Annotated in this window: 17 protein-coding genes; 6 read left to right on the top strand and 11 right to left on the bottom strand. The window is 66.0% G+C overall.

Annotation, left to right across the window (positions count from 1 at the left end; all coding sequences use genetic code 11):
* Nucleotides 1–9 precede the first annotated feature (9 nt).
* The 4 genes from tal to OCL97_RS07775 all read right to left on the bottom strand — a co-directional run bounded on the left by tal (nt 10) and on the right by OCL97_RS07775 (nt 5,038).
* Nucleotides 10–1,206 (bottom strand): transaldolase, encoded by a 1,197-nt coding sequence (tal, locus tag OCL97_RS07790; RefSeq protein WP_377369084.1) that lies wholly within the window; start codon nt 1,204–1,206, stop codon nt 10–12.
* Nucleotides 1,203–3,287, bottom strand: coding sequence for a transketolase (gene tkt, locus OCL97_RS07785; RefSeq protein WP_377369082.1), 2,085 nt, complete (start codon nt 3,285–3,287; stop codon nt 1,203–1,205). The genes tal and tkt overlap by 4 nt, the downstream gene beginning before the upstream one ends.
* 356 nt (nt 3,288–3,643) lie before the next feature.
* Nucleotides 3,644–4,018, bottom strand: a complete 375-nt coding sequence (locus tag OCL97_RS07780; RefSeq protein WP_377369080.1) for a hypothetical protein — start codon at nt 4,016–4,018, stop codon at nt 3,644–3,646.
* 627 nt (nt 4,019–4,645) lie between these two features.
* Complete coding sequence (locus OCL97_RS07775) at nt 4,646–5,038, bottom strand: hypothetical protein (RefSeq protein WP_377369078.1); 393 nt, start codon at nt 5,036–5,038, stop codon at nt 4,646–4,648.
* A 41-nt stretch (nt 5,039–5,079) separates the two neighbouring features.
* Here OCL97_RS07775 and OCL97_RS07770 point away from each other — a divergent pair, with 41 nt between their 5' ends.
* A complete protein-coding gene (locus OCL97_RS07770; RefSeq protein WP_377369076.1) occupies nt 5,080–5,448 on the top strand; it encodes a DUF1622 domain-containing protein in 369 nt (122 codons plus the stop codon).
* A gap of 56 nt (nt 5,449–5,504) precedes the next feature.
* Here the strand turns inward: OCL97_RS07770 and OCL97_RS07765 are convergent, their stop codons facing one another.
* The 3 genes from OCL97_RS07765 to OCL97_RS07755 form a co-directional block, all read right to left on the bottom strand.
* Nucleotides 5,505–6,257: a copper resistance protein B gene (locus OCL97_RS07765; RefSeq protein ID WP_377369136.1), complete on the bottom strand. Its 753-nt coding sequence runs from the start codon at nt 6,255–6,257 to the stop codon at nt 5,505–5,507.
* Between the two features lie 114 nt (nt 6,258–6,371).
* Nucleotides 6,372–8,300 carry a copper resistance system multicopper oxidase gene (locus OCL97_RS07760; protein WP_377369074.1) on the bottom strand — a complete coding sequence of 643 codons (1,929 nt, stop codon included), beginning with the start codon at nt 8,298–8,300 and terminating at the stop codon, nt 6,372–6,374.
* Nucleotides 8,301–8,557: 257 nt separating this feature from the next.
* Complete coding sequence (locus OCL97_RS07755) at nt 8,558–8,773, bottom strand: hypothetical protein (protein ID WP_377369072.1); 216 nt, start codon at nt 8,771–8,773, stop codon at nt 8,558–8,560.
* Between the two features lie 287 nt (nt 8,774–9,060).
* On the opposite strand from OCL97_RS07755, the gene OCL97_RS07750 reads away from it, so the two are divergent.
* Entirely contained in the window at nt 9,061–9,714 is a 654-nt protein-coding gene (locus OCL97_RS07750) for an RNA polymerase sigma factor (protein ID WP_377369070.1), read from the top strand.
* 126 nt (nt 9,715–9,840) lie between these two features.
* On the opposite strand, the gene OCL97_RS07745 is transcribed toward OCL97_RS07750, so the two are convergent.
* Together OCL97_RS07745 and OCL97_RS07740 are read right to left on the bottom strand one after the other, a co-directional pair.
* Complete coding sequence (locus OCL97_RS07745; RefSeq protein ID WP_377369068.1) at nt 9,841–11,490, bottom strand: phosphoglucomutase; 1,650 nt, start codon at nt 11,488–11,490, stop codon at nt 9,841–9,843.
* Nucleotides 11,487–20,012 (bottom strand): GH36-type glycosyl hydrolase domain-containing protein, encoded by an 8,526-nt coding sequence (locus tag OCL97_RS07740; protein WP_377369066.1) that lies wholly within the window; start codon nt 20,010–20,012, stop codon nt 11,487–11,489. The genes OCL97_RS07745 and OCL97_RS07740 overlap by 4 nt, the downstream gene beginning before the upstream one ends.
* Before the next feature lie 364 nt (nt 20,013–20,376).
* Here OCL97_RS07740 and OCL97_RS07735 point away from each other — a divergent pair, with 364 nt between their 5' ends.
* The 4 genes from OCL97_RS07735 to OCL97_RS07720 all read left to right on the top strand — a co-directional run bounded on the left by OCL97_RS07735 (nt 20,377) and on the right by OCL97_RS07720 (nt 24,402).
* Nucleotides 20,377–20,742, top strand: a complete 366-nt coding sequence (locus OCL97_RS07735) for a hypothetical protein (RefSeq protein WP_377369064.1) — start codon at nt 20,377–20,379, stop codon at nt 20,740–20,742.
* A gap of 86 nt (nt 20,743–20,828) precedes the next feature.
* Nucleotides 20,829–21,866, top strand: a complete 1,038-nt coding sequence (locus OCL97_RS07730; RefSeq protein ID WP_377369062.1) for a zinc-dependent alcohol dehydrogenase family protein — start codon at nt 20,829–20,831, stop codon at nt 21,864–21,866.
* Nucleotides 21,867–21,980: 114 nt separating this feature from the next.
* Entirely contained in the window at nt 21,981–22,358 is a 378-nt protein-coding gene (locus OCL97_RS07725; protein WP_377369060.1) for a four-helix bundle copper-binding protein, read from the top strand.
* Between the two features lie 433 nt (nt 22,359–22,791).
* Complete coding sequence (locus tag OCL97_RS07720) at nt 22,792–24,402, top strand: oleate hydratase (protein ID WP_377369058.1); 1,611 nt, start codon at nt 22,792–22,794, stop codon at nt 24,400–24,402.
* Nucleotides 24,403–24,582: 180 nt separating this feature from the next.
* On the opposite strand, the gene OCL97_RS07715 is transcribed toward OCL97_RS07720, so the two are convergent.
* Nucleotides 24,583–25,689: an ABC transporter permease gene (locus OCL97_RS07715; RefSeq protein ID WP_377369056.1), complete on the bottom strand. Its 1,107-nt coding sequence runs from the start codon at nt 25,687–25,689 to the stop codon at nt 24,583–24,585.
* Nucleotides 25,689–26,771, bottom strand: a complete 1,083-nt coding sequence (locus tag OCL97_RS07710; RefSeq protein ID WP_377369054.1) for an ABC transporter permease — start codon at nt 26,769–26,771, stop codon at nt 25,689–25,691. The genes OCL97_RS07715 and OCL97_RS07710 overlap by 1 nt, the downstream gene beginning before the upstream one ends.
* Nucleotides 26,772–26,777 lie beyond the last annotated feature (6 nt).

The following is a 26,777-nucleotide window of genomic DNA, read 5'->3' as shown; positions in this document are numbered from 1 at the left end:
CTGGTTTCCTCATTTCGGGCCTGCGGCGGCGGACGCCTGTGGGTTGTTCGTCAGGGGCGCCTGGTGCGGGTTCTGATGATCGCCGAGAAGCGTCTTGCGCTTCGCGGCGACGGCGCCGAGCAGGGCGTCCGTGGCCTCTGCGAACAGCTTTACGCCCTCCTGAACAAGGCCGCGGGTGACCGCGTCCATGTCGAGGCCGAGGCGGTCTGCTTCCGAGAGCACGCCTTGCGCGCCCTGGACGCCCTCGGTGAGCGTCGGGCGGACCGCGCCATGGTCGCGGAAAGCCTCCAGCGTCTTGGGTGGCAGGGTGGTGACCGTGCACGGCCCGATAAGTGAGTCCACATAGAGCGTGTCGGCGTAGGCGGGATCCTTCACGCCGGTGGAGGCCCACAGCAGCCTCTGGGGCATTGCGCCCCTTTTTGCGAGCGCCTGCCAGCGCCCGCTCGCAAGCAATGTCCGATACCAGGCGTAAGCGACCTTAGCGTTGGCGATGGCGACCTTGCCGCGGAGCGCCGCGAGGTCAGCGCTCTGCGGATCCTTTGCCCCCAACCGCGCATCGATGGCCTGGTCGATCTGCGTGTCGATGCGGCTGACGAAAAAGCTGGCGACGCTGGCGATTCGGTCGATGGGATCGCCCGTCTGAACGCGCGCCTCGAGCCCAGCCAGAAAGGCGTCCGCAACCGCTTGGTAGGCGCCGAGCGAAAACAGCAAGGTGACGTTGACGTTGACCCCCGCCTCGACCAGTGTCCGAAGGGCGGTCGCGCCAGCCTTGGTGCCGGGGACCTTGACCATCAGGTTGGGCTCGTCGACGGTCGCCCATAGCCGCTGTGCCTCCGCGACGGTCGCCGTGGCGTCGTCGGCGAGATCCGGCGAAACCTCGAGGCTGACGTAGCCGTCCTTGCCGCGGAGCCTGTCGTAGACGGGGCGCAGGTCCGCTGCCGCGGCCTTAACGTCGCTGATGGCCTGGCTCTCGTAGAGGTCCTGCGCGGTGGCCTCGGCTCCGCCGGCGATCGCTCGGAAACCCGCGTCATAGGCATCGCCGTGACCCATCGCCTTCTCGAAGATGGACGGATTCGAGGTGACGCCGGTGAGCCCGTCTTCCTCAACGAGCTTGCGCAGGCCGCCGTCGGACAGGAACCGGCGATCGATGAAGTCGAGCCAGACCGCTTGTCCGGCCTCGCCAAGTGTTTTCAAACGACTGGTCATGAGTGCTTCCCGATAATGTGACGCGCGATCGCGCAGACATTTTCGATGGTGAAGCCGTGATGCTCCTGGAGTATGGCCAACGGCGCCGAGGCGCCGAACGTCTTCATCGTGATCGTGTCGCCGTCACTCCCGACATAACGGTCCCAGCCGAGCGAGCCAGCCTGCTCGACGGCGAGCCTTGCGCGTACCGCGTCGGGAAGGACGTGCTTGCGATAGGCATCGTCCTGCATCTCGAACAGATACCAACTTGGCAGCGAAACCACCCGCGAACGCACACCCTCCGCGCGCAGTTTTTCGTGGGCAGCCACGACCAGCGGCAGTTCGCTTCCGGTACCGATCAGGATGATCTCGGGATCGCCATCCTTGCACTCGGCAAGGACGTAGCCGCCCTTCTGCAAGCCCTCTGCCGCGGCATACCGCTTACGATCGAGCGTTGGGATCGCTTGACGAGACAACACCAACGCGGTCGGCACGTTGCTGTGCTCGAGCGCGACCTTCCACGCTACCACCACTTCATTGGCGTCGCCCGGGCGGATCGTGTTCAGCCCTGGAACGGCCCGCAATGTCGCGAGATGCTCAACCGGTTGGTGGGTTGGACCGTCTTCGCCGACGCCAATGCTGTCGTGTGTGAACACGAAGGTGACCGGCAATTCCATGATCGCCGCCAGCCGGATCGGTGCGCGCATATAGTCGGCGAAAACCAAGAACGTGGAGCAGTAAGGGCGCAGATAGGACAGCGCCATGCCGTTTGCGATCGAGCCCATCGCGTGCTCGCGCACGCCGAAGTGCAGGTTGCGGCCCGCAGGATCACCGCGCTCGAACGAGCTTGCCCCCTCGAAGGTCATTTTTGTCTTGGTCGATGGCGATAGGTCCGCAGAACCACCCATGAGCAGCGGGACGTGGGGCGCAATGGCGTTGAGCACCTTGCCACCACTGTCACGCGAGGCAAGGCCTATGGCGTCTGTCGGAAAGCTCGGAAGTGCGGCCTGCCAGCCACCGGGCAGCTTGCCTTCACGGAGCAGGTCGATCTGTGCGGCTTCCATCGGAAAGGTCTTGCGGTAACGCGCGAAGGTCGCCTCCCAGGCCTTCCGCGCCGGCCTGACGCGCTCCGCAATGGCCGCCTGGAACGCCTCTGCCACGCCGTCCGGGACGAAGAACTGGCTGTCCTCCGGCCACCCGTAGGCCTTCTTGGTGGCGCGGACGTTGTCCTCGCCTAGCGGCTCGCCGTGCGCTTTCTCGTTGCCGGCCCTTGGGCTCCCCCATCCGATCACGGACTGCACCACGATCAGCGTGGGCCTATCGTCGGTCGCCCCGAACACGTCAAACGCACTTGCGAGCGCGGCGGTGTCGTTGGCGTCCTCAACATGGACGACCTTCCAACCATAGCCCTCGAAGCGCTTGCCGAGGTCCTCGGTGAAGGCGAGCTTGGTCGATCCTTCGATTGAGATATGATTGCTGTCGTAGATCCAGCACAGGTTCGAGAGCCCAAGGTGCCCGGCGAGGGACGCCGCCTCGGATGAGACTCCCTCCATCATGTCGCCGTCCCCGCACAGCACATAGATGTCGTGATCGAACAGGTTGAAGCCGTCGCGGTTGAAGCGGGCGGCCAGCGCACACTCCGCAATCGCCATGCCAACGGAGTTTCCGCAGCCTTGGCCGAGCGGACCAGTGGTCGTCTCGACGCCCGTGGTGATCCGGTATTCGGGATGGCCCGGCGTCTTGGAGCCGAACTGCCGGAACTGCTTGATATCCTCCAAGCTGACCGCCGGCTTCCCCGTTGGCATTCTGTCAGCGTCAATCTCCTTGACTCCGGCCAAGTGTAAGACGGCGTAGAGAAGCATTGAGGCGTGACCAACTGACAGAACGAAGCGATCACGGTTTGGCCAATCGGGCGCGTCCGGGTCGTAACGCAGGAAGTCTCGCCATAGGGTGTGGGTCACCGCCGCCAGCGCCATCGGCGTTCCCGGATGGCCCGAATTCGCCTTTTGCACGGCATCCATCGCTAGCGTGCGGATGGTGCCGATCGCTAGGCTTTCAAGCGATCCCTCCCCCCACAACGGGTTGGGCGGCGAGTGGGTCATCAGCTACCCCTCCCGGCCGCGATCGTCTGCGCGTCCACAGCGGGCCACCAAACGGCTGGGCTGAGTATGAGCGGTCGATGTGAGCCGGCAGGCGGTGCGCCCTGGCCACAGCTGGGCGCCGACGATGGGGCAGCAATACGTCTCGTCAGAGCGTTGTCGTCGGGCTCATCTGCGGCCATGCGCATTTTCCTCCTGCCTCTGCTCTATCTGGCTGTCACAGCGAAACACCACGCGCCAGAGCCACCGATCCGGGACTAGTGGTCCAGGTGGGCCGTGTCCTCACGGCCCACTTCAGGTCCGGGGCGCCTCGTGCGTCCCGCGGCCGCCCCGAGCGTTCTCCGCGCCGATCGGAGGTGCTACATGTCGTCGTGAGCGCTCGGCTTGCCGGCCATCGGGGGCGTAGTCGGGGACCCGGCCGGCGGATGAGCGCCCGCCTTGGGCTGGCCCATTCCGCCGTGGCCCATGCCGCCGTGGCCCATCATCATCTCGCCGCACATCTTGTGCATTTTATCCATCTCGGCTTTGGACATGGGCTTGCCGTCCGGCCCCTTCATGCCGCCCATTTGACCTTTGCCGGCAGGCATCTTGCCGCCCATCATCCCGCCGCACATCTCATGCTGCGCAGCAGCCGCCTTAGGAGGCGGCGTCTTCGCCGGCGGCCCGTCGGCCAGGGCGTAGCTGGCCGAGAACAGGGCACAAGCGGCGGTAATCGTAACGATAAGAGACTTCATGACTTCGCTCCAAAACAATGGTTTCAGTTAAGGACGCTCGCGCCGTCAGGCCATTACGCGGATCAAGGGAAAGAGGCGATTGCGTAGACGCGTGTCAGCCTAGAACAGGTGGCGGGGCAGGTCGTTCTAGCTAACGTGTATGCTATTCGTCTGCTCGTTGTGGGCGAAGTCCACCTGGGGGGTATCGCCCCCGAAGCCAGAGGCCTTGTAGTTACGCGGCATGCCCCGCCCGGCTTCGAGGGGGCGACCGATCCGGTAGGTGACGCCGCCGTTGCGTGACCAGACCGCGGCGCCGCAGCGAAATTCGTGTCATCGGCGAGCCGCGTCTCGTCGGCCGTCTTCGGACAGCTCGGCGCGCTGGGCCGCACGTGACCCTGGTCATGGTCGGCCATGCCGGGCTTTGACACGGTCCTCAAGCGGATCACCGTCCGGGGCTCGATCCTCGGAACGCGGTGCGATCGATGGGCGCGTGATTTTGAATCTGGAGGAGGTGCGTCGTTCACCTCAAGCGCGCCAAATCGCGGGTGTGAGGCACCTGCACGGGACCCTAAGGTCCGCGGTGGGAAGGTGAAGGGATCGCGCCGCCCTCAGGCGGCGCGACTGGTTGTTTTCTGTGAGCCGCAGCGTTTACATATGATCTTTCATCGGGGGGGCGGCCGTCATAGGCGGGTCGGCCTTGGCCGGGGGAGGCATCGGCATGCTGTCATCCTTCATCGGCGGCGGGCTGGCGCGAGACGACATGCCTGAGCCCTGGGCGTCTTTCTGCATACCCATGCCTTGGGCGTGGGCGTCTCGCTCCATCTGCATGCCTTCCTTGTGGCCCTGGTCGCGCGTGTCGGCCTCGGTCTCGCCATGGGGCGCCGCCGTAGCGGGCGTTGTGGTGTCGGTGGCCACAGCTGCCGCGTCCACCGCGACTGCACGGACCTCGTCCGCCTTCTTGTTGCAGCCGGTAATCGCGAGAGCGGCAACCGATGCCGTCAAAAGAACGGCGGAGCGACCAAGTTTAAGTATAGTAGTCATTTATATCTCCTTTGGGGTTTTGAATAATGGGGGAAAAACTGATGAGCATGGCGTTTGTCGAGCCACTGTCTGCCTGGCTGCAGCACGCTACAGTGACGATGGCGCTGTTCACGGATGCTATCGCCGTGGCTGTCATCGCCGCAGCGGTTCTGGGTGCGCTTTGGCGAACCGTGGAACGCACTTGGAAGCGGAACGCGGAGGCTGACCGCCCTGGCGAGGGGCCCCGCCTCCGTCTTGCCCGCTCTCTGGCCTTGGGCCTTGAGTTTCTGTTGGCGGCGGATGTGATGCGGACCGCGGTCGCGCCGACATGGACGGAGATCGGCCAACTCGCCGCGGTCGCAACGTTGCGAACAGCGTTGAACTTTTTCATCCAGCGCGAAATCGACGCTGCTGAACGCAGGAAGGGCTAGGGCCCGCTTCCAGGCGCCCGACGAACGGCCGCGAGTGGGCCAGGCGGCTGACTGGCTCAAAACCACGCCCGAACCCCCACGACGACGGACAGGTTGCTCGTCGGCTCGCCCTCGGCGCGCGCCATTCTCTTTGTGCTGCCGTAGGTCTGTCGCCAGGAGACGCCGACATACGGAGCCAGCTCACGGCGCAGCTCGTAGCGAAGGCGGGCGCCGATCTCTGTGTCGTTGAGGCCCTCGCCGACGCCGAAGCTCCGATCTGCCTGAAGCGCGGCGTTTGCCTCAATGCGGGGCTGAAGGATCAGGCGCTGCCTCAGCAAGATGTCATAGGACGCGGTCACTCTGGCCGAGACCTTGCCATCTTCGCTGACGAACACAGCCGGCTCCAGTTCGTAGCGATACGGTGCGAGGCCCTGCAGACCAATGACCCCGTAGACGCGCGACCGGTCTGGACCTGGCCCCGAGCGCCGCGCGTATCGCACGCCGGCTTGGAAATCGAAGAACGGGGCGATGAGTTGACCGTAGAGTAGCTGGGCCTCTTGCTCGCTGTCGGCACGTTTCGACGTGCTCTGCGCGCCCTCGCTTTTGACCCACAGGCGCTTCACATCGTCCCCATACCAGCCGAAGACGTCCCAGCGGATCACGCCTGGGTCGCCGCTCTCTCGGTACTCAAGGAGGTCGGCGAGAAAGTACCCGTAGTTGGCGCTATCGGCCGTAGGCTGCGGCCACCCCTCGCGCTCAGCGAGATTGGGCAGCGTCTGGGGACCTCGATCCGAAGGGGCGGGCGGCGCACGACTGGAGGTGGCCGGCATAGCCATTCCGGAGGGCATGCCGGCGCCGGGCAAAGGGGGTGCCTCCTGCGCGTGAACTACGGCAGGGGCTGCCAGGAGGGCGATGGCAAGAGCGGCCGAACGCATCGGGATCTCCTACTGAGGGGGCGAAGAGACTTCGATGACGCGGAACATCCCCATCTCCATGTGCAGCAGGAGATGGCAATGCATGGCCCACTGGCCGGGCGCGTCGGCGGTGATGGCGACGGTCAGGCGCTCGGCCGGCTTGACGCTGACGGTGTGCTTCCGAGGTTGATGGGCTCCCGCACCGTTCTCCAGCTCCATCCACATGCCGTGCAGGTGGATGGGGTGCTCCATCATGGTGTCATTGACCAGCACCAGGCGCAGGCGCTCGCCGTAGGCAAAGGGGATGGGCGCGCGGGCCTCCGAGTACTTCTTTCCATCAAAGGACCACATGTAGCGTTCCATGTTGCCTGTGATGTGCAGCTCGATCTCGCGTGTGGGCGTGCGCTGGTCCTCCTGCGGCGTCACGCTTCGCAGGTCGGCGTAGACCAGCACCCGCGCCGCGGGATCGTCGAAGCCGGAGCCCGGTTCGTGGAGGCGGTTGCGCGCCACCATCGCTACGGAGGAGTTCCCGACGCCATGCGTGTCGGGCCCATGGATGAACGTGGGCGCCACGCCTGGCTTGGCGGCGAGCGGCGTTCCCATGCTCGCCAGGGCGCTGGAGGCCCCGTTCGCCGCCACCGCGCCATGGGCGTGCGGGCTCGTGACCTGAGACCCGACCGCCGCACGATTACGTTCCACGGCGGCCATGTCGCCCGCCGCGTGCCCAGCCATGTCCATGACGGGCGCTTTGGGGGACGCCGTCGCATTGGACATGCCGGGCATGCCCGCCATGTCGCCGGACATCTCCATTCCCGACATGTCCATGCCCATGTCGGCCATGGTGCGCAGCGGCCTCTTGCGACGGGGCGGGATGGGCGCTGTCATTCCGGCGCGCGGCGCGAGCGTGCCGCGCGCAAAGCCACTGCGGTCCATCGCCTCTGCGAACAGGGTATAGGCCTGGTCAGCAGGCCTGACGATGACATCGAACGTCTCGCCGGGCCCGATCCGGAACTCATCCACATCGACGGGCTGGACATTCTGCCCGTCCGCCTGGACCACGGTCATCTTCAGGCCAGGGATGCGGATGTCGAAATAAGTCATCGCGCCGGCGGCGATGAACCGAAGCCGCACGCGCTCGCCGCGGGTGAATAGGCCAGTCCAGTTCGCATCCGCTGTCAGGCCATTGACGAGATAGGTGTAGGTGTAGCCGGTGACATCGGCGAAGTCTGTCGGGTCCATGCGCATCTTGGTCCAACTCATCCTCTCCCTAAGGGTCGCTGGCCAACCATCGCGCGCGGCATCCCGAAACAGGTCCGGGACCGTCCGCTTTTGGTAGTTGTAGTACCCCGCCTGCTTCTTGAGGTGCTTGATGATCTGCTCCGGCGGCTCGAAGCTCCAGTCCGACAGCATCACGACGTAGTCGCGCTCGTGGGCGAACGGCTCAGGGGCGGCAGGGTCGATGATGAACGGGGCATAGACGCCCAGCAATTCCTGTCCCCCGGAATGGCTGTGGCACCAGTACGTGCCGCTTTGCAGCAGCGGGAAGCGATAGGTGAAGGTTTCGCCCGGCGCGATGCCACCGAAACTCACACCCGGGACGCCATCCATCGCGGGCGGCAGGATGATCCCATGCCAATGGATGGACGCAATTTCCTCGAGTCGGTTTGTGACCCGCAGGACGGCTTCCTCACCCTCCCGAAAACGCAGCAGCGGGCCTGGGATCGTCTGGTTGATGGCCATGGCGCGGCCGGGGCGATCTCCGACCATCAGCTGGAAGTGACCGATCTCAAGGTCTAGAGCGCGCTCGCCCCTCGTTCCCGCGACAGGAGCGAGCGCGGCCTGGACGACGCTGGTCCGAGCGTAGGCCGGCGCCGCACGTGCAAGTGCGGCGGAGAGCCCCAGACCCCCTCCGGCCGCCAGCACAGCGCGGCGACTGATGAGTTCACTCGAACCGAACATAGACCCTCCTCGCCGCCCCCGGCGCTGATCAGACGCGCGGCGCGCGTTACATTACAAGCCTACGGGCTATCGGCGTCGCCGCTCCTCGAGAGCCGGAACGCGCTATCAGAACGACGGATCGCAGACTGTTCGCCAACCTGTCCGCTACAACGGCCCGCTGGAGATCGAGACGGCCACCGCCGTACAGGGCCATCGCTCCGTCTACGGACTCAGGTAGTCATCGGTGAAAGTCCTCTTTTACTCGAGCTCCACAGCATCTATTCCTCGATATCGCTCACGCGCATCTCCGCACGCTCGCCATGCTGGCGCAGCACATCGACCATCCTTTGGGCCTGATCTACAGCGACCGCCTTGCACCAGCATGGCGTCATCATCTGGTGATCGCGCCGAACCGCCCACCCGTAGGCTTCCTTGACCACTTCAAAGGTAATCGGTCCGCGATCCCGGCCGCTCGTCGTGTCAGGTTCTGCCATGGCTGGCCTCCTTCAATGGCTGCGTTCGCGACCAGCGATGACGCAGACGCATTCTTATGACGCGAGAGCCTGGCGCGCCTTACACCGGCGGCGCGATCGCCCCGTTAGCTCGGCTCTGGCGGGGATGTAACAATGAGGGCGATCAAGCGTCCTAAACCGCACGTCCTGGCCACAGGAGCCAATCCCCGCCCGTGCGGGGAGCGGCCTTCGACTAGTCGCAATTGGCGTCGTGCCAGGCCTTGAGCCATGTCAAGGCGACGCACAGCCGGAGCAAACAGGAATTCGCCATGAGCTCCCGTCCCGACCGTTCTTCCGCCGCCGGATCCGACCCCGATGAAAACCTGTCGGCGGTGACGGCTGCTGACGCGGCCGTCCGGCGCGAACTCGTCGAGTGTCATCGCGATTTTCTGACCTTCCTGCGTCGCCGGCTGGGGAACCCACATGACGCGGAGGACGTGCTGCAGGAGTTCATCGCTCGTGCGTTGGATCGCTCCAGGCACCTCAGGGACGTGCAGTCAGTCCGCGGCTGGCTCAGCCGGGTTCTAGCGACGACGCTGGTGGATCATTACCGGCGGGCGGCCCGCCGAAAAGAGTCTCCGCGCGACCCGGCTGACCTTGAGGCGCTCGCCGTCGCGCCGGACCCTGAAATCGAAGCGGCCGTCTGCTCCTGCCTCTATCGTTTGCTGCCGACGCTAAAGCCTGAATACAGCGAACTGATCTGGCGGGTCGATCTACTTGACGAGCCCCGCGACCGGGTCGCCGCGTCGCTTGGGCTGACCCTCAACAACGTCAACGTGCGTCTCCACCGCGGGCGTAGGGCGCTGCGCGCGCGGCTCGAGGAGATCTGCCTCACCTGTCCACAACACGGATTTCTCGACTGCCGGTGCGATGAGGGTGAGCGAATCCGTCTGATTCACATGCGGCGGGCGGCGGCGGGCTAAGCCGCAGGCATTGGCCACGATCGACGGACGATGTCCTGTCAATGTGGCGCGCCCATCAAGCAGCTGGCGCTTAGCGGCTACGATCTTCTCCGCCCCGCTGGGAATCTGAGGGGTCGCGTTTTGGATTCAGCGCCCACCGCTCAAGGTAGCCAGGGCCCGCTGGGCGTCGCCCTGGATAACCGCTAGGTGATCCGGACCGACGAAACTCTCCGCATAAATCTTGTTGAGGGGCTCGGTCCCGGATGGGCGGGCGGCGAACCACCCGCTCTTGGCCTTAACCTTCACGCCGCCGAACGGCTCCCCGCGGGGGCTGGCGATCTCTACCGACAACACTGGCTCGCCGCCGAGCTCAGCAAGTTGCAGATCCTGCGGTCTGAGGCCTCGCAGCCAGGCCTTTTGCTCCAGTGTGGCTTGCGCATCTAGACGTTCATAGTAGGAGGGGCCGATTGCGTCGGCCACCGACGTGTAGACCATGCTGGGGTCCTGGCCGGTTCGCGCAAGCATTTCCGCAGCCAGAAGCCCGAGGCTGAAACCGTCCTTCTCCGTTGTCCAAAGCGACCCGTCGAGCCTTCGGAACACCGCGCCCGCACTCTCCTCGCCCGCGAAGCCCAGGGCGCCGTCGGCAAGCCCATTGACAAACCAACGAAATCCCACAGGCGTCTCAACCAGCGGCCGCCGGAGTCTGGCGGCGAGCCGGTCGATGAGGGCGCTTGTGACCATGGTCTTGCCGATCGCGAGCCCCGCAGGCCAAGCGGGACGGTGTTCAAACAGATAGGCGACCGCCGCCGCCAGATAGCGGTTCGGCTCCATCAGACCCCCCGAAGGCGTCACCACACCGTGCCGGTCGGCATCTGGGTCGTTGCCGAACGCGATGTCGAAGCGCGCCCGCAGGTCGACGAGCCGGGCCATCGCATAGGGCGAGGAGCAATCCATGCGGGTCTCGCCGTCATGGTCGGCGGTCATGAAGGCGAACTGCGGATCCACCACTTCGCTGACGACGGAGCCCTGCAGCCCATAGGTCTCCAGGACCAGAGGCCAGTACTCGGCGCTGGCCCCGCCCAAGGGATCGATCCCGATATGCACCCCGGCGGCGCGGATCGCTCCAAGGTCCACCACCTGAGGCAACTCGGCGATGAAGGCAGTACGATAGTCATAACGCGCCGCATGCGAAGACCGAGCCGCGCGGGCGTAAGGAACGCGCGCGACGTCCCTCAACGCCGTAGGAAGGGCAGCGTTGGCGAGCCGCTCGATCGCCTCGGTGATCTGAGGTTCGGCTGGCCCGCCGTGCGGCGGATTATACTTAAAGCCGCCATCCTGGGGCGGATTGTGAGACGGCGTGAGAATGACCCCGTCCGCCAGCCCTGAGGTGCGCCCCTTGTTGTAGCGCAGGATGGCGTGCGACACCGCAGGCGTCGGCGTGTAGCCGTCCCGGGCGTCGAGCATCACCGTCACGCCTGCGGCGACGAAGACCTCAACGGCCGTCCGGAGCGCGGGCTGCGAGAGCGCGTGGGTGTCGCCGGCCAGGAACAGCGGTCCATGGACGCTCGCGGCTTTGCGGTGACGACAGACAGCGGCGCAGATCGCCACGACATGCGCCTCATTGAAGGTCCCCGCGAGCGCCGAGCCGCGATGGCCGGAGGTCCCGAAGGCGACGCCTTGGGCCGGATCTGTCGGGTCGGGGCGGACCGCCGTGTAGGCGTCGATTAGCCTCGAGACATCGATCAGATCCGCCTCCGCGACGGGGCGTCCTGCCCGGCGATCCACGCTGCGGGTCACGCCGCACCAGCCTTCGGGTCGACGGCGCCCAGCCGGACACGCAGACGCCGGACGCCTTCTGCTGAGCTGAGGGGTACGCGCAACGGTCGCTCGCACAGCCGCACGCCGTCCAGCACGGCTTCGGTGACGCCCCGGCAGACGCCGTCGGGGTTCTCCACCTCCATCTCGTAACGGGCGGCGCCAAACCGGTAGACGAGCTTGAAGCCTGGCCAGTGCCGCGGAATGCATGGATCGAGCAGCAGGGCGCCGCCATGGCGCCGCAGGCCGAGAAGCGACTCTAGTCCCGCGCGGTACATCCAGCCGGCGGCGCCTGTATACCAGGTCCAACCGCCCCGCCCGAGGTGCGCCGGGTGCGAATAGATGTCGGCGGCGACCACGTAGGGCTCAACCTTGTACCGCTGGGCCTCAGATGGCGTGCGGCTATGATTGATCGGGTTGAGCATGGCCAGCAGGCTCGCGGTCCTGTCGCCGTCCCCCACCGCTGCGAAGGCCATCGCCGTCCACACCGCGGCGTGAGTATATTGGCCGCCGTTCTCTCGCACGCCGACCGGGTAGCCCTTGATGTAACCGGGGTCTCTGGTGCCCTTGTCAAAGGGCGGCGTAAACAACAGTGCTAGGCCGGCGTCGGCGTCGATCAACTCACGTTCTACTGCGGCCAATGCCTGCCGCGCGCGGTTCGGCTCCCCCGCCCCGGAAAGCACGGCCCACGATTGCGCAATGGCGTCGATGCGGCACTCGTCGCTGTTGGGAGAGCCCAGCGGTGAGCCGTCATCGTACCAGCCGCGAAGGTACCAGTCGCCGCCCCACGCGCTCCGCTCGAGCGCGGCCTTTAGGCCCTCGGCGTGGGCAGCCCAGCGCTCTGCGTGCGCCGCCTGCCCCCGAGCCGCCGCCAGCGGCGCGAAATCCGTCAGGGTGCGGTGGAGGAACCAGCCCAGCCACACGCTCTCACCCCGACCGTGGTGGCCGACCCGGTTCATGCCGTCGTTCCAGTCGCCGCCGCCGATCAACGGCGCACCATGGCCCCCCACCTGGAGGCTGGCGTCGAGCGCCCGCGCGCAATGTTCGAAGAGGCTGGCACTCTCGCCGGTTCCGGGATGGAAGAACGCCTCGGCCGCCGTCGACTCAAGGGCCTCACCCTCCAGGAACGGGATGGGCTCTTCGAGCACCGTGCGGTCTCCGGTCGCGACGACATAATGCGCGACCGCGTAGGCAAGCCACACCCGGTCGTCGGAAAAGCGGGTGCGGACCCCCTGGCCGGAGTGGGGCAGCCACCAATGCTGCACGTCGCCTTCGGGGAACTGGCGGGCCGCCGCCCTGAGCAAGTGCTCGCGGGCGGTTTCGGGTGACGCATGCACCAGCGCCATCACGTCCTGCAGCTGATCGCGGAAGCCATAGGCGCCGCTCGCCTGATAGAAGCCGGCCCTCGCCCATAAGCGGGACGCGACGGTCTGGTAGAGCAGCCAGCCATTGAGCATCAGGTCCAGGGCGGGGTCGGGGGTTTGCACCTGTACGGCCCCTAGGAGACGCTCCCAATAGGCGTCCACCTCCGCCAGGACTTCATCCAAATCAGCCCGACCGTAACGCGCGATCAGCTCGCGGGCGGCGTCGGCGTCCTCGCCCTCCCCGATGAGGAAGACCAGCTCGCCCGTCTCCCCGGGCGCGAGCGCCAGCGGCGCATCTACGGCCCCACAGGGGTCGAGCGCGGCCCCTGTTCGGCCGGAGAGCGCGCCGCCCGCCAGACCCGCTGGCCGACGCAGGCTGCCGTTGCGGCCGATGAATTCCCGCCGATCGCCCGTCCAGCTCGTCTGGCGGCCACAGGCGTCCAGAAACGCCACCCGCTCCCCAAAGCTGGGATCCCAGCGGTTCTGCGCCATCAGGGCCCCGCTCGCTTCATCGACGTGCGTGACCGTGAAGGGCGCCATCGCGCCCCGGCTTTTGCCGAGGACCCATTCCACATAGGCGCAGGCCGACAGCCGGCGCGGCCGGTTGGACAGATTGCGAACTTTCAGTCGCAGGATTTTCACCGGGTCTAGCAGCGGCGCATAGGCGAGGAGCTCCGTCTCGAAGTCGCCGACCGTGGCTTCAAACCGGCTGTAGCCGCGGCCGTGGCGGCAGACATAGGTCGCCTCTGGATCCCGCACTGGGTACGCGGTCGGGCTCCAGATCTCGCCGGTTTCCATGTCGCGCAGGTACAACGCCTCGCCGCCGCGATCGGCGACCGGGTCGTTCGACCAAGGGGTGAGCTGGTGCTCGCGGCTATTGAGGGCCCAAGTGTATCCCGAACCTTCCGCGGAAATCTGGAAGCCGAAGACTGGGTTGGCGACGACGTTGATCCAGGGCGCAGGCGTGGTCTGGCCAGGGCTGAGCACAACGACATACTCCCGGCCCTCCCGCGCGAAGCCGCCGATGCCGTTGTAGGCCTCCAGGTCTGGGACAGGCGAGGAGCGCAACGGCCTAGCGGGAACCTGCGGCGCCGCCAAAGGCGGCCGCGGCCACTCGCGCCGGTCCCGTAGCCGGTCAAGCTGGTCTTCCAGCCGGCCGTGCTGCGCTGACAACACAACCCGCGCCACCGACAACAGCCGGGCCTGGAGCGCGGGCGAAACGAGGTCGCCACGCAGCACGTAGACCCCGCCCGATACGGGCTCTTCGTCTGGCGCGCGGCGGGATTGCGTCACGCGCACCAAGGCCTCTAACGCCCCCTGTAAGTCCTGGATGTAAGAGGTCGCGTGGTCATTCAGGATCACAACATCCACCGGGAGCTGCTGCAGCTTCCAGTATTCCGCAGCGTGGAGCAGGTCGCGGGCGGTGGCGAGATGTTCGAGGTCGTCAATCCGCAATAGGATCAGGGGCAGGTCGCCTGAGATGCCAAGGGCCCAGAGGTCCGGCTGCCCCCCGGCGCCCGCCGCCACCACCTCTGACGGGGGCCTGAGCGCAGGCGCCGCGTAGATCAGGTGGCCGGCCAGGCGCTGGAAGTTGTCGGCGTCGCGGTGAGTGACGCCAAGATGGCGCAGCTGCACCTGCGCCCGGGTCCACGCCAAGGCTGCAGCCCGTTCGCAGGCTGCGCTGTGAAGATGCTGATCCAACACCTCCAAAATGGCTTCGCGCGTGCCAGCGGCAAAGGTCCAGAAGGACACCTGGGCGGTAGAGCCGGGGGCTATCCGCACGCGTCGCCGAAGCGCGAAGATCGGATCGAGCACCGCGCCGGCCTGGCCGGTCAGCGGGCGGCCTTCGAAGACGGCGATCGGTGCGCGGACATCGCGGCCCCGGCCCAGGAAGCGGGCGCGATCGGTCTCGAATTCCGGTTTGCCGAGGGCCTCGCCTTCGACGATCGCCAGATGGGCGGCCCAGAGCTCAGGCTCCTCCGGCGCCCGGCGTCGACGGGTCGCAAGCAAGGCGCCCCCCAGCGCCGGATGGTGTTCCGTCTCCACGAACAGCTTGGAGAACGCTGGGTGGGCGGCGTCGGCGGCGTCGGGCGCAAGGACCAGCTCGCCATATGAGGTGATTTCGACTTCGCGCTCGACGTCGCCTGCGTTGGTCAAGGTCACGCGTCGGAGCTCCCCGTCATCCTCCGCGGAAACCAGCACCACGAGTTCAGTCACCAGGTCGCCATCGCGGCGCGAGTATTCCGCGCGGTCGGCGAAGAAGGTCACGCCATAGTCCGACGGCTCGGCCGCGGTAGGCTGATAGCCGGTCGACCAAACGCGCTCGCTAGCCACATCGCGCAGATAGATGAAAGCGCCCCAGTCGTCGCGCACGCTATCTTCGCGCCAGCGCGTTAGCGCCTGGCTTCGCCAGCGGCTGTAGCCGCCTCCCGCAGCGGTGAGCAGCACGCTGTAGCGACCGTTCGATAAAATGTGGGTCGCGGGACTCGCGCCGTGCGGTGTGGAGTAGTGGCGCCCGAGCACCGGTTCCGGTGCCTCGGCCAATTGCGAGCCCGCGCGCTCGGCGGCAGCCGTCGCCGGCCGGACGTCGCGCGGCATGCGCTCGTGCAGGAGGAGCTCAGCGGCCTGCACAAGGGGATCTGCGTGGAAGCGCTCACGTAGCAGTCCACCCAGTAGGGTATTCGCCAATGCGGTGACCGTCATCCCCTGGTGATGGGCCATGAACGATCGCACGATCGCGACCCGCGTGCCTTCCGGCACGCGCGCGGGCGTGTAGTCCAAAGCCTCATAGAAGCCGTGGCGTCCCTTTGCGCCGGCTGCGGTCAAGACCTCGAAGTTGGCGACGGCTTCGCGCGGATCGATCATCGCCGCGAGCGCTGTCGCATAGGGTGCGACGACGGCGTCCTCGCCGAGGCCTCGCTTGAGACCGAGACCCGGAATCCCGAAGTTGGAGTATTGATAGGTGAACTCGAGATCCCGCGCGTTAAACCCAGATTCTGAGACGCCCCAGGGCCGCCCATGGCTCCGCCCGTAAGCAATTTGGCGGCGGACGACCGCACGCAGAGACCGCTCCAGCAGACTTCCAGCGGGCGAGCGCATCACCAGAGACGGCATCAGGTACTCGAACATGGACCCCGACCAGGAAATCAGGGCCGCGCCCTCCGGCGTGGGGGTCACCGCGTGACCGAGTCGAAACCAGTGGCGCGCCGGCACGTCGCCCTTGGCGATGGCGAGGAAGCTCGCCAGCCGGGCCTCGGAGGCCAACAAATCGTAGCAGTTGGCGTCCAACTCCCCATCGGCGACGCGGTAGCCGATCGACAGCAGCTTGCGGTCCTGATCGAGCAGGAAGCCGTACTCCATCTCCAGCGCCAATTGGCGCGTGGCGGCTTCCGCCGCCGCGAGGCGGCGGTCCAGCTCAGAGAATTCCAAATCGCGGAGATGGCTGCGGAGCCCCGTCTCCACCGCGGCTAGCCAATGGGCCAGCTCCGCAGCGTCCTCGCGTTCCGCCAGCAGACCCTGCAGCGGTCTGGCGAGCCCCGCCCATTCGCGCAGGACATCGTCCAAAGTTCGGGCGTCCTTTCCCTCCTCGCTTCGGCGCAAGGTCCGCGCGAGGTCCCGCAGCGCCTCGTCCAGGCGCCCCCAGGTCTGATGCGCGGCCACAGAAGGCGCGCAGAGCGGCGCCAATTCCTCTCTGGCTAAGTCGATGGCGTCGCACACACCGGCCCATCGCGCCTGCGGGGGGAGCGGCTGGCCCCGCCACGCGCGGCAGCTCGCCGCGAGCGTCAGCAGACATCCAGCCAGGTTGCCGCTGTCCACGGTGGACACATAGAGCGGCTCCAGCGCGCGCAGATCGCGCGTGTCATACCAGTTGAGGAAGTGGCCGTGGCGCCGGTCCATGCGGTGCAAGGTGGCCAACGTGGCCTCTATACGCTCGAGGGCGTCGCCGACGCCGATCCAACCGAGGTCCCGCGCGCAGACGGTCGAGAGCAGGTAGAGACCGATATTGGTGGGAGATGTGCGGTGGGCGACGGCTGGGGGATCTTCCTGGACGTTGTCCGGCGGCAGGTGGTTGTCGGCCGCGGTGACGTAGGTTTCGAAGTAGCGCCAGGTCCGGCGCGCCGTCAGGCGCAGCGCGGCCGTGTCGGCCGCGGTCAGCTCGCCCGCTTCCGGCAAGGGTTGGATTCGGCTGATCCGCTGAGCGACCAACGGCGCGAACAGCCAGGCGAAAGAGATGCTGACCCCCAGCGGCCAAGCCTCGCTGGACCCGATCGCACTAATCGCAAGGCCTGCGCAGGCCAGGGGCAATACGCCCCACATCCGTCGATAGAAGTCTGAGACGTCTAGCCGCAGGCCGACGGCGAGCTGGGCTGCGGGCACCCATTCCAGCAGTCGGCGGCGCGTGACAAACAGTCGCCATAGCGTCCGGACGATGGCGTCGGACATGAGCCAGGCCTGGTGAGGCAGGAGTGTGACCAGCAGCAGGGCGCGGGCGGTCGCGACGCGGAGGTCCGCGCCCATGCCTCTCAGTCGGTCTCGCGTGCGTATCCCGGCGGTCCTCGGCGCCAGGTCATCGATCAGCGGCATGAGCGCCGGCGCGACGACGGAGCCCAGCACGAACAGCGTCCAGACGATGGCATGGCTGCGGGGGGCGGCCCACCCCGCGAACAGCGCCGCCACGGCCGCCGGCGCGGTCAGGGTCCGCCGTAGATTGTCGAGCATCTTCAGCCGGCCGATGACCGGAAGCGGCTCCGGCGCGAGGCGCCTGCCTGCGGGTATGCGAAGAATCCAAGGCAACAATTGCCAGTCGCCGCGGGCCCAGCGATGGTGCCGAAGGGCCGCAACGTCGTAACGGGTGGGGGCATCGTCAACCACCTCGACATCGGACACCAGACCGGTGCGCGCATAGACCCCCTCGAACAGGTCGTGGCTCAACATCGTTGATTCCGGCACGCGCCCGGAAAGCGCCGCCTCGAAGGCGTCCACGTCGTAGATCCCCTTGCCCCCGTAGGAGCCTTCGCCGAACAGGTCCTGATAGACGTCGCTGACCGCGGCGGCATAGGGGTCGATCCCGCTCGCTCCCGAAAACAGCCGATGGAACAGCGAGCCCCTATGACCCACAGGTAGAGCGGGAGTAACCCTTGGCTGGAGGATCCCGTAACCTTGCACCACCCGCTGATTTTGGGCGTCGAGGCGCGGGCGGTTTAGGGGATGGGCGATCTTGCCGATCAACCGGCGCACCGTGTCGTGCGGCAGGCGCGTGTCGGCATCCAGCGTAATGACGTACCGCACGCCCTCCGGGACGGTGATCGGTCCCTCGGGCGCGGCGACGAACGTCGTGTCCTGCGCCCCGCGCAGCAGGCGGTTCAGCTCGTGAAGCTTGCCGCGCTTGCGCTCCCAGCCAATCCAGCGGCCTTCACTGTCGTTCCACACACGACGGCGATGCAGCAGCAGGAAGCGGTCTCCCCCGGGCGCTGGACCATATTTCTGGTTCAGACTAGCGATCCCATCGGCTGCCAGGCCTAGGAGTTCGGCATCGACCCGCTCGCTCTCGCGATCCGCATCCACCCAGTCTGACAGGAGTGCGTAATGGACGTCGCCTTCGACACTGGCGAGATAGTGGATCTCCAAGCCCTCGACCTGCTCCTGGATCGCCTCGGGGCTGGTGAGCATCATCGGCACCGCCACGAGAGTGCGATGCTCGGCAGGAACTCCGCCCGCCAGCTCGAGCGCTGGAAGGGTGTCTGCCCGAACGCTGTGAGTGACGAACGCGTTGACGAGGGCGACGGCGAGCTCCAACGCCGGGATGGCTCCGAGCACCGCCAAGGCGGCCAGCCAGGCGCCTCCCAGGTCTCGCACATGGAGGAGCGGCAATAGCAGGATAAGCGCCGCTGCAGAGATGATCGCTGCGGCATAGCCCCCGGCGCCGAGGCGCTGGAAGGCCCTGGTCAGGAACTCGCGCGGCGGCGGTCTAAATCCTAGCGCCCGTTCGAAGGCGCGCCGTTCCGACCCGATCAGGTGACAGCCGACATGGCAGATCGCCACCTCGCCAGCACAGGCCCCAGCGCGTGCGATGGCGGCCCGAGTCACTTCCATTTCACTCTTCTCGCTGCCCCGCGAAAGGGCCTCGATCGCGGTGCGGTAGAGATTGCGGGTCGCGAAATCCATCTTCCCGAAGTCGCCTGCTCGCGTCAGGGCCGCATCGACGAGACTCATCCGCTCGACTATCTCCAGCCAGTCCACCTCCGAGATGCGCCGCAGGCTCGTGACGATGTTACGGACGGTGCCCGCGGCGGCGACCTGTCGATCGTGCTCACCTCGTACGACCGCGTCAGCTGTAACGCCGTGCCCAGCGAGCTGCTCATCCAGCCAGCTCAACACGGGGGCGATACTCGCATCCTGATCGCGCAGCCTATGCACCAGCTGCATCGTGAAGGCGTCCGGCCGCCGCCGCCGACCTTCCCAGCCCTGGAGCGCTGCGGCAGCGGGTTCGGGGGCGCGACCGTAGGCGCCGAGCAGCCGGTCCGCCAGTTGGTCGGCGGTGATGCGGGCCTCGCGACTGTCCAAGATTTGGTCGGCGAGGCGCCGTAGATTCTCCACGAGAATGAGGCGCAGGGTGATGGCCACCGCCCAGAGCTCGCCGATGGTGAGCGGGTGAACGCTCTGGTAGGCGCGGACGTAACGCTGCAGCATATCCACGTCGAAGCGGCTGTCGGTGTGAGCGACGAACGCCCAGACAAGGCCAAACACCCGTGGGTAGCCGGCGAAGGGACCTGAGATTAGCTTCGGAAGCTGGCGGTAATAGCCGGGCGGCAAATCGCGCCGAATCTCTCGAATCTGCTCTTCGACCACATGGAAGTTGTCGAGTAGCCACTGCGCCGCGGGCATTGCGCCGTCGTTGCCGCCACCCGAGCTTTGCAGCACTGTAAAGGCCTCGATGAGCCGTTGCTGATTGTCAAGCAGCCGGCGCGTGAGACTGCGGCCGGGCTGGAGGCTGCGCTCGACGGGCTGAGCCAGGGCAAGGCTTTTAGCGTGCGCCTCAAGTCGCTCGACGCTGAACAGTTCGGCGCGAATGGGCGTCTCGTTCGACCATAGGCCCCCGGACCTACGCTCCAGCACGTGTCGAACCAAATCTATCGGCATGGCGTAAGCCCGCCGCGCTTAGCATGGTCACGTCCGCGCCGATCGAATCTGACGCCAGTGTCTTGTCCAGGGGCAATGTCCATCTTTCATGAGACGCATGTGCACCGGTGGCCATTACAGCATCTGGTCAAGGGGACCGTCGACGCTGCGGAGCGTGGACATGACCGCAAAGGTGGCTGCCCCCACTCCCCGCGGTTTCCGGCGCTGTAACGCTCGCTCGCCGGCTGCGTCAGTAGGAAAGAAAACGACGATGCGTGACGATGCGTGACGATGCGTGACGATGCGTGACGATGCGTGTTGTCGCTTGGTGCGGTCGCCACCGGGCTGCAGGACGGGACACGGGCGCTAGTTTGAGGAGGTTTGAATGAACAGGACGATTGGACGGGCCCTAGGCCTCTCGGCGCTCTTCGCTCTTATGCCTATGCTGGGTTCAGCAGCCACAAACGAGGTTTGGCACCGGTTCATCATGCGTGGTCAGGTCGTGGAGATGCAAGGTGAGGCGATGATCCTGTGCGTCGGGACCGCTGAAGGGGCAAAGCCCGGACAGGTCCTCACTGTTGTCAGGTTCGTAGGAACGCCAGGTGCCGCCAAAGGCGCGCCCCGCATCCCGCGCCGCGATGATGTCGGTTCAGTCCGCATCGACCGGGTGATCGACGGGCACTTCGCCGAGGCGACCCTAGTCAGCGGCCAGGCTAGAAAGTTCGATTTGGTCGAACTGAAAGCGCGTTAACGAAAACCCGCGCAGGCGAGCCGACCTCGCTCTCCGTTCGCATGAGCCAACCGCGGCTTCATTCTAGGATTTCGGAGGAAACGATCATGAAAGCACTTGTCTACGGCGGCCCTGGCCAGCTTACCCTCATGGAGCGCCCTAAGCCTGAGCTTCAGGAGCCGGGCGATGCGATCGTCCGGATGCTGAAGACCACGATCTGCGGCACCGATCTGCACATCGTAAAGGGCGACGTCCCGACCTGCGCTGCGGGCCGCATCCTCGGTCATGAAGGCGTAGGCGTCATCGAGTCTGTCGGGGTGGGAGTCAGAGCCTTTAAGCCGGGCGATCATGTGCTGATTTCTTGCATTTCGTCTTGCGGCAAGTGCGAATTCTGCCGGCGGGGGATGTACTCTCACTGCACGACGGGCGGCTGGATCCTCGGGAACACCATTGACGGCACTCAGGCGGAATTTGTCCGTACGCCGCATGCCGACACCAGCCTCTATCCCATCCCCACTGGAGCGGATGAAGAGGCGCTGGTCATGCTGAGCGACATCCTGCCCACGGGATTCGAATGCGGAGTGCTCAACGGCAAGGTGGCGCCGGGCTCTAGCGTCGCGATCGTGGGCTCGGGACCCATCGGCCTCGCAGCACTGCTTACGGCCCAGTTCTACTCGCCCGCCGAGATCATCATGATCGACGTAGATGACAACAGGCTGGGTATCGCCCGCCAGTTCGGGGCCACGCACACTATCAACAGCGCGGACGGTAAGGCCGCGGACGCCGTTAAGGCGCTGACCAACGGGCGCGGCGTGGACACCGCAATCGAAGCTGTCGGCCTAGCGGCGACGTTCGAGCTTTGCCAGGATCTGGTCGCGGTGGGCGGTGTGATCGCCAACATCGGCGTACACGGCCACAAGGTCGACCTACACCTGGAGCGGCTATGGTCGCAGAGCATCACCATCACCACGCGCCTGGTAGACACTGTGACCACTCCGATGCTCCTGAAGACCGTTCAGTCGCGTAAGCTTGATCCGACGCGACTCATTACTCACCACTTCAGCTTGAATGATGCCGTCGAGGCCTATGACACCTTTCGGCGGGCGGCCGAAACTCAAGCTCTTAAAGTTATAATCTACACCTAGCGCATCCAACCGGCTCCAACGGAGTCGCCCGTCTCAGACAATTAGAGGAGAAGAGAATTGCGCGATCGCAGAGAACTCTTGACTGCCCTCGCCCTCGCTGGAGCCGCGGCAGGAATGCCTGCCGCGGCGCAAGGCCCGGCCGCCAAAACGGCGGCCGATCCGCATGCGATGTCGATGGACGACTGCGTGACGCTCTGTGTCGCCTCGCATCGCAGCTGTCTGACCAGCGCCCGGCACGTGCTCGAACAGCCGCAACTCAATGCCCCCGCGGAGCTGGTGGCGCTACTGCAGGACTGCGCTGAGCTCTGCCAGACCACAGCCAATTCGATGGTCCGCGGTGCGCCGACGCACACACTTCTGTGCGGTGCCTGTGCTGACCTCTGCGCCGCGTGCGCCCAGGCCTGTGACGCCTACAAAAACGATACCGTGCTCACCCTGTGTGCGGTCACCTGCCGGGACTGCGGCGCGGCGTGCGGGCACATGGCCATGTAGGGCCGGGGCGGCCCTCTCGCGACACTGACCTGTTGAGAAGGGCGCAAAGGTTAGTGGATACGAATGTGATTGTCGGGATCGTTCAGGAGGTGACCGTCGAGCTTGCCGCCGCCACCGTGGCCGTCGCGTGGACCGGTATGGCCGTCTTGGATGCGCTCGCCTGCACGTTGGCATGCGCGGCGGCAGGCCGGTCGCAGGGCTCGCATGACCTCACAGAGGACGTGCGCCTGCACCTGGCGCGGACCTTCGCGCCCTGGAGTTTCTGCTGGCGGCCCACATCATGCGCATCGCCCTTGCACCGCTCTGCTGACTGCCCTGGACTTCTTCATCCACCGTGAAATTGCCTGCGCGGCCGCGCGTCGAATGTCCTGAACGCGCCGCCGTCGCGCATCTGATCCCAACCGACCGACTACGCCCATGTAAGGACCCCGCCATGACCCCTGCCCGCCCTGCCCCCAACCGCCGAGCCTATTTGGTCGGTGGCGGAATCGCCTCCCTCGCCGCAGCTGCTTTCCTGGTGCGAGACGGCGGCTTTCGGGGCTCCGACGTCGAAATCTTCGAGGAGGCGCCGATCCTGGGCGGGAGTCTCGACGGCTCGGGGACCGCGGACCTGGGCTATGTCGTCCGCGGCGGGCGCATGTTCACCTATGAGGCATACACCTGCACGCTCGCGCTACTCGACTCTATACCGTCGCTCCAAGACGCCGCGGTCTCGCTCAAGGACGGTATGCTTGCGTTCAACACGGAGCTCCGCTCTGATTCGCACGCGCGGCTCGTGGCTGGCGGACGGCGGCTGGACGCCTCGGACCTGCAGTTGACCCGCCGTGACCAGCTCGACCTGGCGAAAGTGATGGCGAGCTCGGAGGCCGCCATGGGGGGCAAGCGCATTGAGGATCTATTCCAGCCCAAGTTCTTTGAGACCAACTTCTGGTGCATGTGGGCGACGACATTCGCCTTCCAACGTTGGCACAGCGCAATCGAGCTGAAGCGCTATATGCACCGCTTCGTCCAAGAACTTCCACGCCTGCACACGCTCGGTGGCGTACGACGGACGCGTTTCAACCAGTATGACTCGATTGTTCTGCCGCTACAGCGCTGGCTGGAAGGATTAGGTGTTCGGATCCATCACAGCGCAAGGGTTGACGACCTGCAATACCGCTATGGCCGGACTGGCCGGCACGTGGACCAGCTCCTTTACCGCGTGGGCGAAGCCGTGCGGGTCGCGGAGGTCGGCAGGGACGACCTGGTGCTTGTGACCAACGGCTCGATGACAGCCGGCGCCACCTTCGGCTCCATGCACACGCCGGCAGCCGCGACCCCTCAGGACAAGGGCGGCGCCTGGACCCTTTGGGAGACGCTGGCGGAGAGTGAACCGGGTCTCGGGCGCCCGGACGTCTTCACCCGCGACACAGCGGGATCGCGATGGCTGTCCTTCACCGTGACGCTCCGTGACCCGGCCTTCTTTGAGCTCATGGAAGCCTTCACCGGCAATCCCGCGGGAACCGGCGGACTCGTGACCTTCAAGGATTCGAGCTGGCTGATGTCGGTGGTGTTGGCGCACCAACCCCACTTCATCGACCAGCCGGATGGCGTCTTCGTGTTCTGGGGCTATGGCCTGTTCGTCGATGAGGTCGGAGACTTCGTCGGCAAGTCGATGGCGGAGTGCACGGGTGAGGACATCCTCATCGAGTTGTTGGGCCACCTCAGGCTGCAAGCCTTGCAGGGCAAGATTCTCGCGTCCGCCAACTGCATTCCTTGCATGATGCCTTACATCACGAGCCAGTTCATGCTGCGAGCGCCCGGCGACCGGGCGCCGGTACGCCCACCGAAGATCCACAACTTGGCCTTTATCGGTCAATTCTGCGAGCTCCCGCAGGACGTCGTGTTTACCGTGGAGTACTCGGTCCGGTCCGCCCAGACCGCCGTCTACGGCTTGCTGGACTTGGATGCGCCCATTCCCCCAATCTACCATGGCGAGCTCGACCCGGCGGTGCTGCTCCGATCCTCGATGACTCTCCTGCGGCGGCCGCAAGCCGCGAAATAACTAAGGGGCTCCCGACTACACATCTCCGACGCGGAGTAACTTAGACCGGCGCACGAGCCCTCCGGCCAGCTGGTGGTGTACAACAACCCGTCCTGCAGCTACTGCCAGGCGTCGGTGACGCATTGACGCGTGCGAGGTTCCGGCCGCCTCTCGGGGCGGAAAGCCCCGCCTGGAACGGGCTCACCATTGACGACGGAAGAGAAGCCAACTCGTCAGGAACATGGGCGCGCTGATCGCGGCGAGCGCAATGGCGTGAGGCCATAGCTCGCCTATGCCGGCGCCCTTCAGGAACAGGCCGCTGACGCTCTCGATGAAGTGGCGCAGCGGGCTAATCTCGGTCGCGAGCTGCAACCAGGCCGGCATGCTCTCGATGGGCGCGATGCTCCCCGAGAGGAAGAGCAACGGGAAGAGGCCGAAAAAGCTGGTCAGCATGGCCTGCTGCAAGGTGGTGGTGATGGTCGCCACGAACACCCCGATCGACACGGCGCTCAGCAGGAACAGGAGATCCAGCCCAATGAGGGTGGTCAAGCTGCCGTTCATCGGCACGCCCAGCAGGCGCAGCACCAGCAGGGTGGGGAAGAGAGAGCCTAGGCAGATCACGATCGGCGGCGTCACCTTGCCGATGAAGAGCTCGTGGGCCCGGATCGGCGTGACCCGGATCTGCTCCAGCGTGCCGTTCTGCTTCTCACGGACCATCCCCGCGGCCGGCAGGATCACGGCCAGCATGAACCCCGCCTGCGCAAGCATGCCGAGCGCCATGAAGCGGGTGTTGGTGAGGTCTGGATTGTACCAGACGCGCACCACGGGCTGCACGCCGGCCCGCATGGCCATCGATCCCATCAGCTGCTCGCGGGTGAAGCTCGCGGTCATCTCGACGATATAGGCCCGGGCGCGGGATGCCACATTGGCGTTCGAACCGTCCACGACCACGCCGAGGGACGCCCGGCGACCGGCCGCGATGCGCGCCCCGAAGTCCGGCGGAACCTCCACGACCGCGTCCACCGCGCCGCGCTGCAGCTGGCTCTCCGCCTGCCGCATGGAGGTGAACTCGTCGTGCAGCACGAAGGTGTCGGCGGAGGTGAGCTCGCGCACCAGGGCGCGGCTCGCCGCGCTACGGTCGTGGTCGATCACCCCGAGCTTCAGGTCCTTCACGTCAAAGCCCAGCGCCATGGTGCACATGACCACCTCGACGGTGGTCAGCCAGAAGATCAGGAACAGCACCACCGGGTCGCGCAGCATTTGCGCGAATTCCTTGGCGATCAGGCCATAGAGGCGTCCGCGGACCATCAGGCGATCCGCTTCTTGAAGAGCCAGGTAGCGAGCGCCAGGACGACGGCGGTGTAGACCACGAGCACGACCACATTGGTCCAGAGCTCTGCCACCCCCGACCCACGCATGACGATCCCGCGCGAGATGTTCACGAAGTACATCGTGGGAATCCGTGCCGAATAGCCCTGGAAGAACTCGGGCATTGTGAAGACCGGATAGACGAAGCCGGAGAACAGGAACGACGGCATCAACGTCACGATCAGCGTCACCAGCATGGCAGCCACCTGGGTGCGGACCAGGGTGGACACCAGGAGCCCGATCGAGACCGTGCAGACGACGTACACGAGCCCGAGCGCCGCCAGGAGCGCCAGGCTCCCGTGCATCGGCGTCTTGAACCACAGGAAGCCCGCCGCCAGCACGATGGCGAGCTGCAGGGCGGCGATGGTGACGTACGGCAGCAGCTTGCCGATGATGAACTCGATCTTGGTCAGGGGAGAGGCGTAGATCTGGGCGATGGTGCCCAGCTCCTTCTCGCGCGCCACGGCCAGGGCGGTGAGCAGCGGCGGGAAGGCCATGAGGATCACCGCAAACAGCCCCGGAACGATGAAGTCGCGGCTGCGCAGCTGGGGATTGTACCAGACGCGCACCTCCGGCTGGACCGGCATCTGCAGCGTCCCGTTCGGGAAGGCGTACATGATCGCGCGGCCGTAGGCGGACAGGATGGACGCCGTCGACGCATAGGTGCCGTCCACCAGGAACTCGACCGGGGCCGCCTCGCCGCGCGAGAGGCGCCGTCCGAACCCCGGCGGGATGGAGAGCACGGCGCGCGCCGTGCCCTGCATCAGGGCGTGCTCGGCGACCCTTTCGTCCTCCGGGGCGCCCGCGAACTGGAAGTAGCGGGTGTTCAGGAACTGGTTCGAGAGCGCGCGGCTGGCGGCGCTCTTGTCGTGGTCGACGATGACGAGCGGGGCGTTCTCCACGTCGAAGGAGAGCGCGTAGCCGAACAAGAACAGCATCACGAGCGGCATGAAGAGCGCGATCCAGACGGTGATCGGATCGCGGACGATCTCCAGGACCTCCTTGTGCGCGAACGCGAGCATGCGCGA

Source organism: Phenylobacterium ferrooxidans, from assembly GCF_042714595.1.
Taxonomy (GTDB): Bacteria; Pseudomonadota; Alphaproteobacteria; order Caulobacterales; family Caulobacteraceae; genus Phenylobacterium; species Phenylobacterium ferrooxidans.
The sequence above is the reverse complement of the archived record's forward strand: the minus strand, read 5'-3'. Positions and strand labels throughout refer to the sequence as shown.

Bases quoted from the DNA above. Each gene is read 5' to 3' on its own strand.
- tal (WP_377369084.1), bottom strand. From the start codon at position 1,206: ATGACCAGTCGTTTGAAAACACTTGGCGAGGCCGGACAAGCGGTCTGG.
- tkt (WP_377369082.1), bottom strand. From the start codon at position 3,287: ATGACCCACTCGCCGCCCAACCCGTTGTGGGGGGAGGGATCGCTTGAA.
- OCL97_RS07780 (WP_377369080.1), bottom strand. From the start codon at position 4,018: ATGAAGTCTCTTATCGTTACGATTACCGCCGCTTGTGCCCTGTTCTCG.
- OCL97_RS07775 (WP_377369078.1), bottom strand. From the start codon at position 5,038: ATGACTACTATACTTAAACTTGGTCGCTCCGCCGTTCTTTTGACGGCA.
- OCL97_RS07770 (WP_377369076.1), top strand. From the start codon at position 5,080: ATGAGCATGGCGTTTGTCGAGCCACTGTCTGCCTGGCTGCAGCACGCT.
- OCL97_RS07765 (WP_377369136.1), bottom strand. From the start codon at position 6,257: ATGCCGGCCACCTCCAGTCGTGCGCCGCCCGCCCCTTCGGATCGAGGT.
- OCL97_RS07760 (WP_377369074.1), bottom strand. From the start codon at position 8,300: ATGTTCGGTTCGAGTGAACTCATCAGTCGCCGCGCTGTGCTGGCGGCC.
- OCL97_RS07755 (WP_377369072.1), bottom strand. From the start codon at position 8,773: ATGGCAGAACCTGACACGACGAGCGGCCGGGATCGCGGACCGATTACC.
- OCL97_RS07750 (WP_377369070.1), top strand. From the start codon at position 9,061: ATGAGCTCCCGTCCCGACCGTTCTTCCGCCGCCGGATCCGACCCCGAT.
- OCL97_RS07740 (WP_377369066.1), bottom strand. From the start codon at position 20,012: ATGCCGATAGATTTGGTTCGACACGTGCTGGAGCGTAGGTCCGGGGGC.
- OCL97_RS07735 (WP_377369064.1), top strand. From the start codon at position 20,377: ATGAACAGGACGATTGGACGGGCCCTAGGCCTCTCGGCGCTCTTCGCT.
- OCL97_RS07730 (WP_377369062.1), top strand. From the start codon at position 20,829: ATGAAAGCACTTGTCTACGGCGGCCCTGGCCAGCTTACCCTCATGGAG.
- OCL97_RS07725 (WP_377369060.1), top strand. From the start codon at position 21,981: ATGCCTGCCGCGGCGCAAGGCCCGGCCGCCAAAACGGCGGCCGATCCG.
- OCL97_RS07720 (WP_377369058.1), top strand. From the start codon at position 22,792: ATGACCCCTGCCCGCCCTGCCCCCAACCGCCGAGCCTATTTGGTCGGT.
- OCL97_RS07715 (WP_377369056.1), bottom strand. From the start codon at position 25,689: ATGGTCCGCGGACGCCTCTATGGCCTGATCGCCAAGGAATTCGCGCAA.
- OCL97_RS07710 (WP_377369054.1), bottom strand. From the start codon at position 26,771: ATGCTCGCGTTCGCGCACAAGGAGGTCCTGGAGATCGTCCGCGATCCG.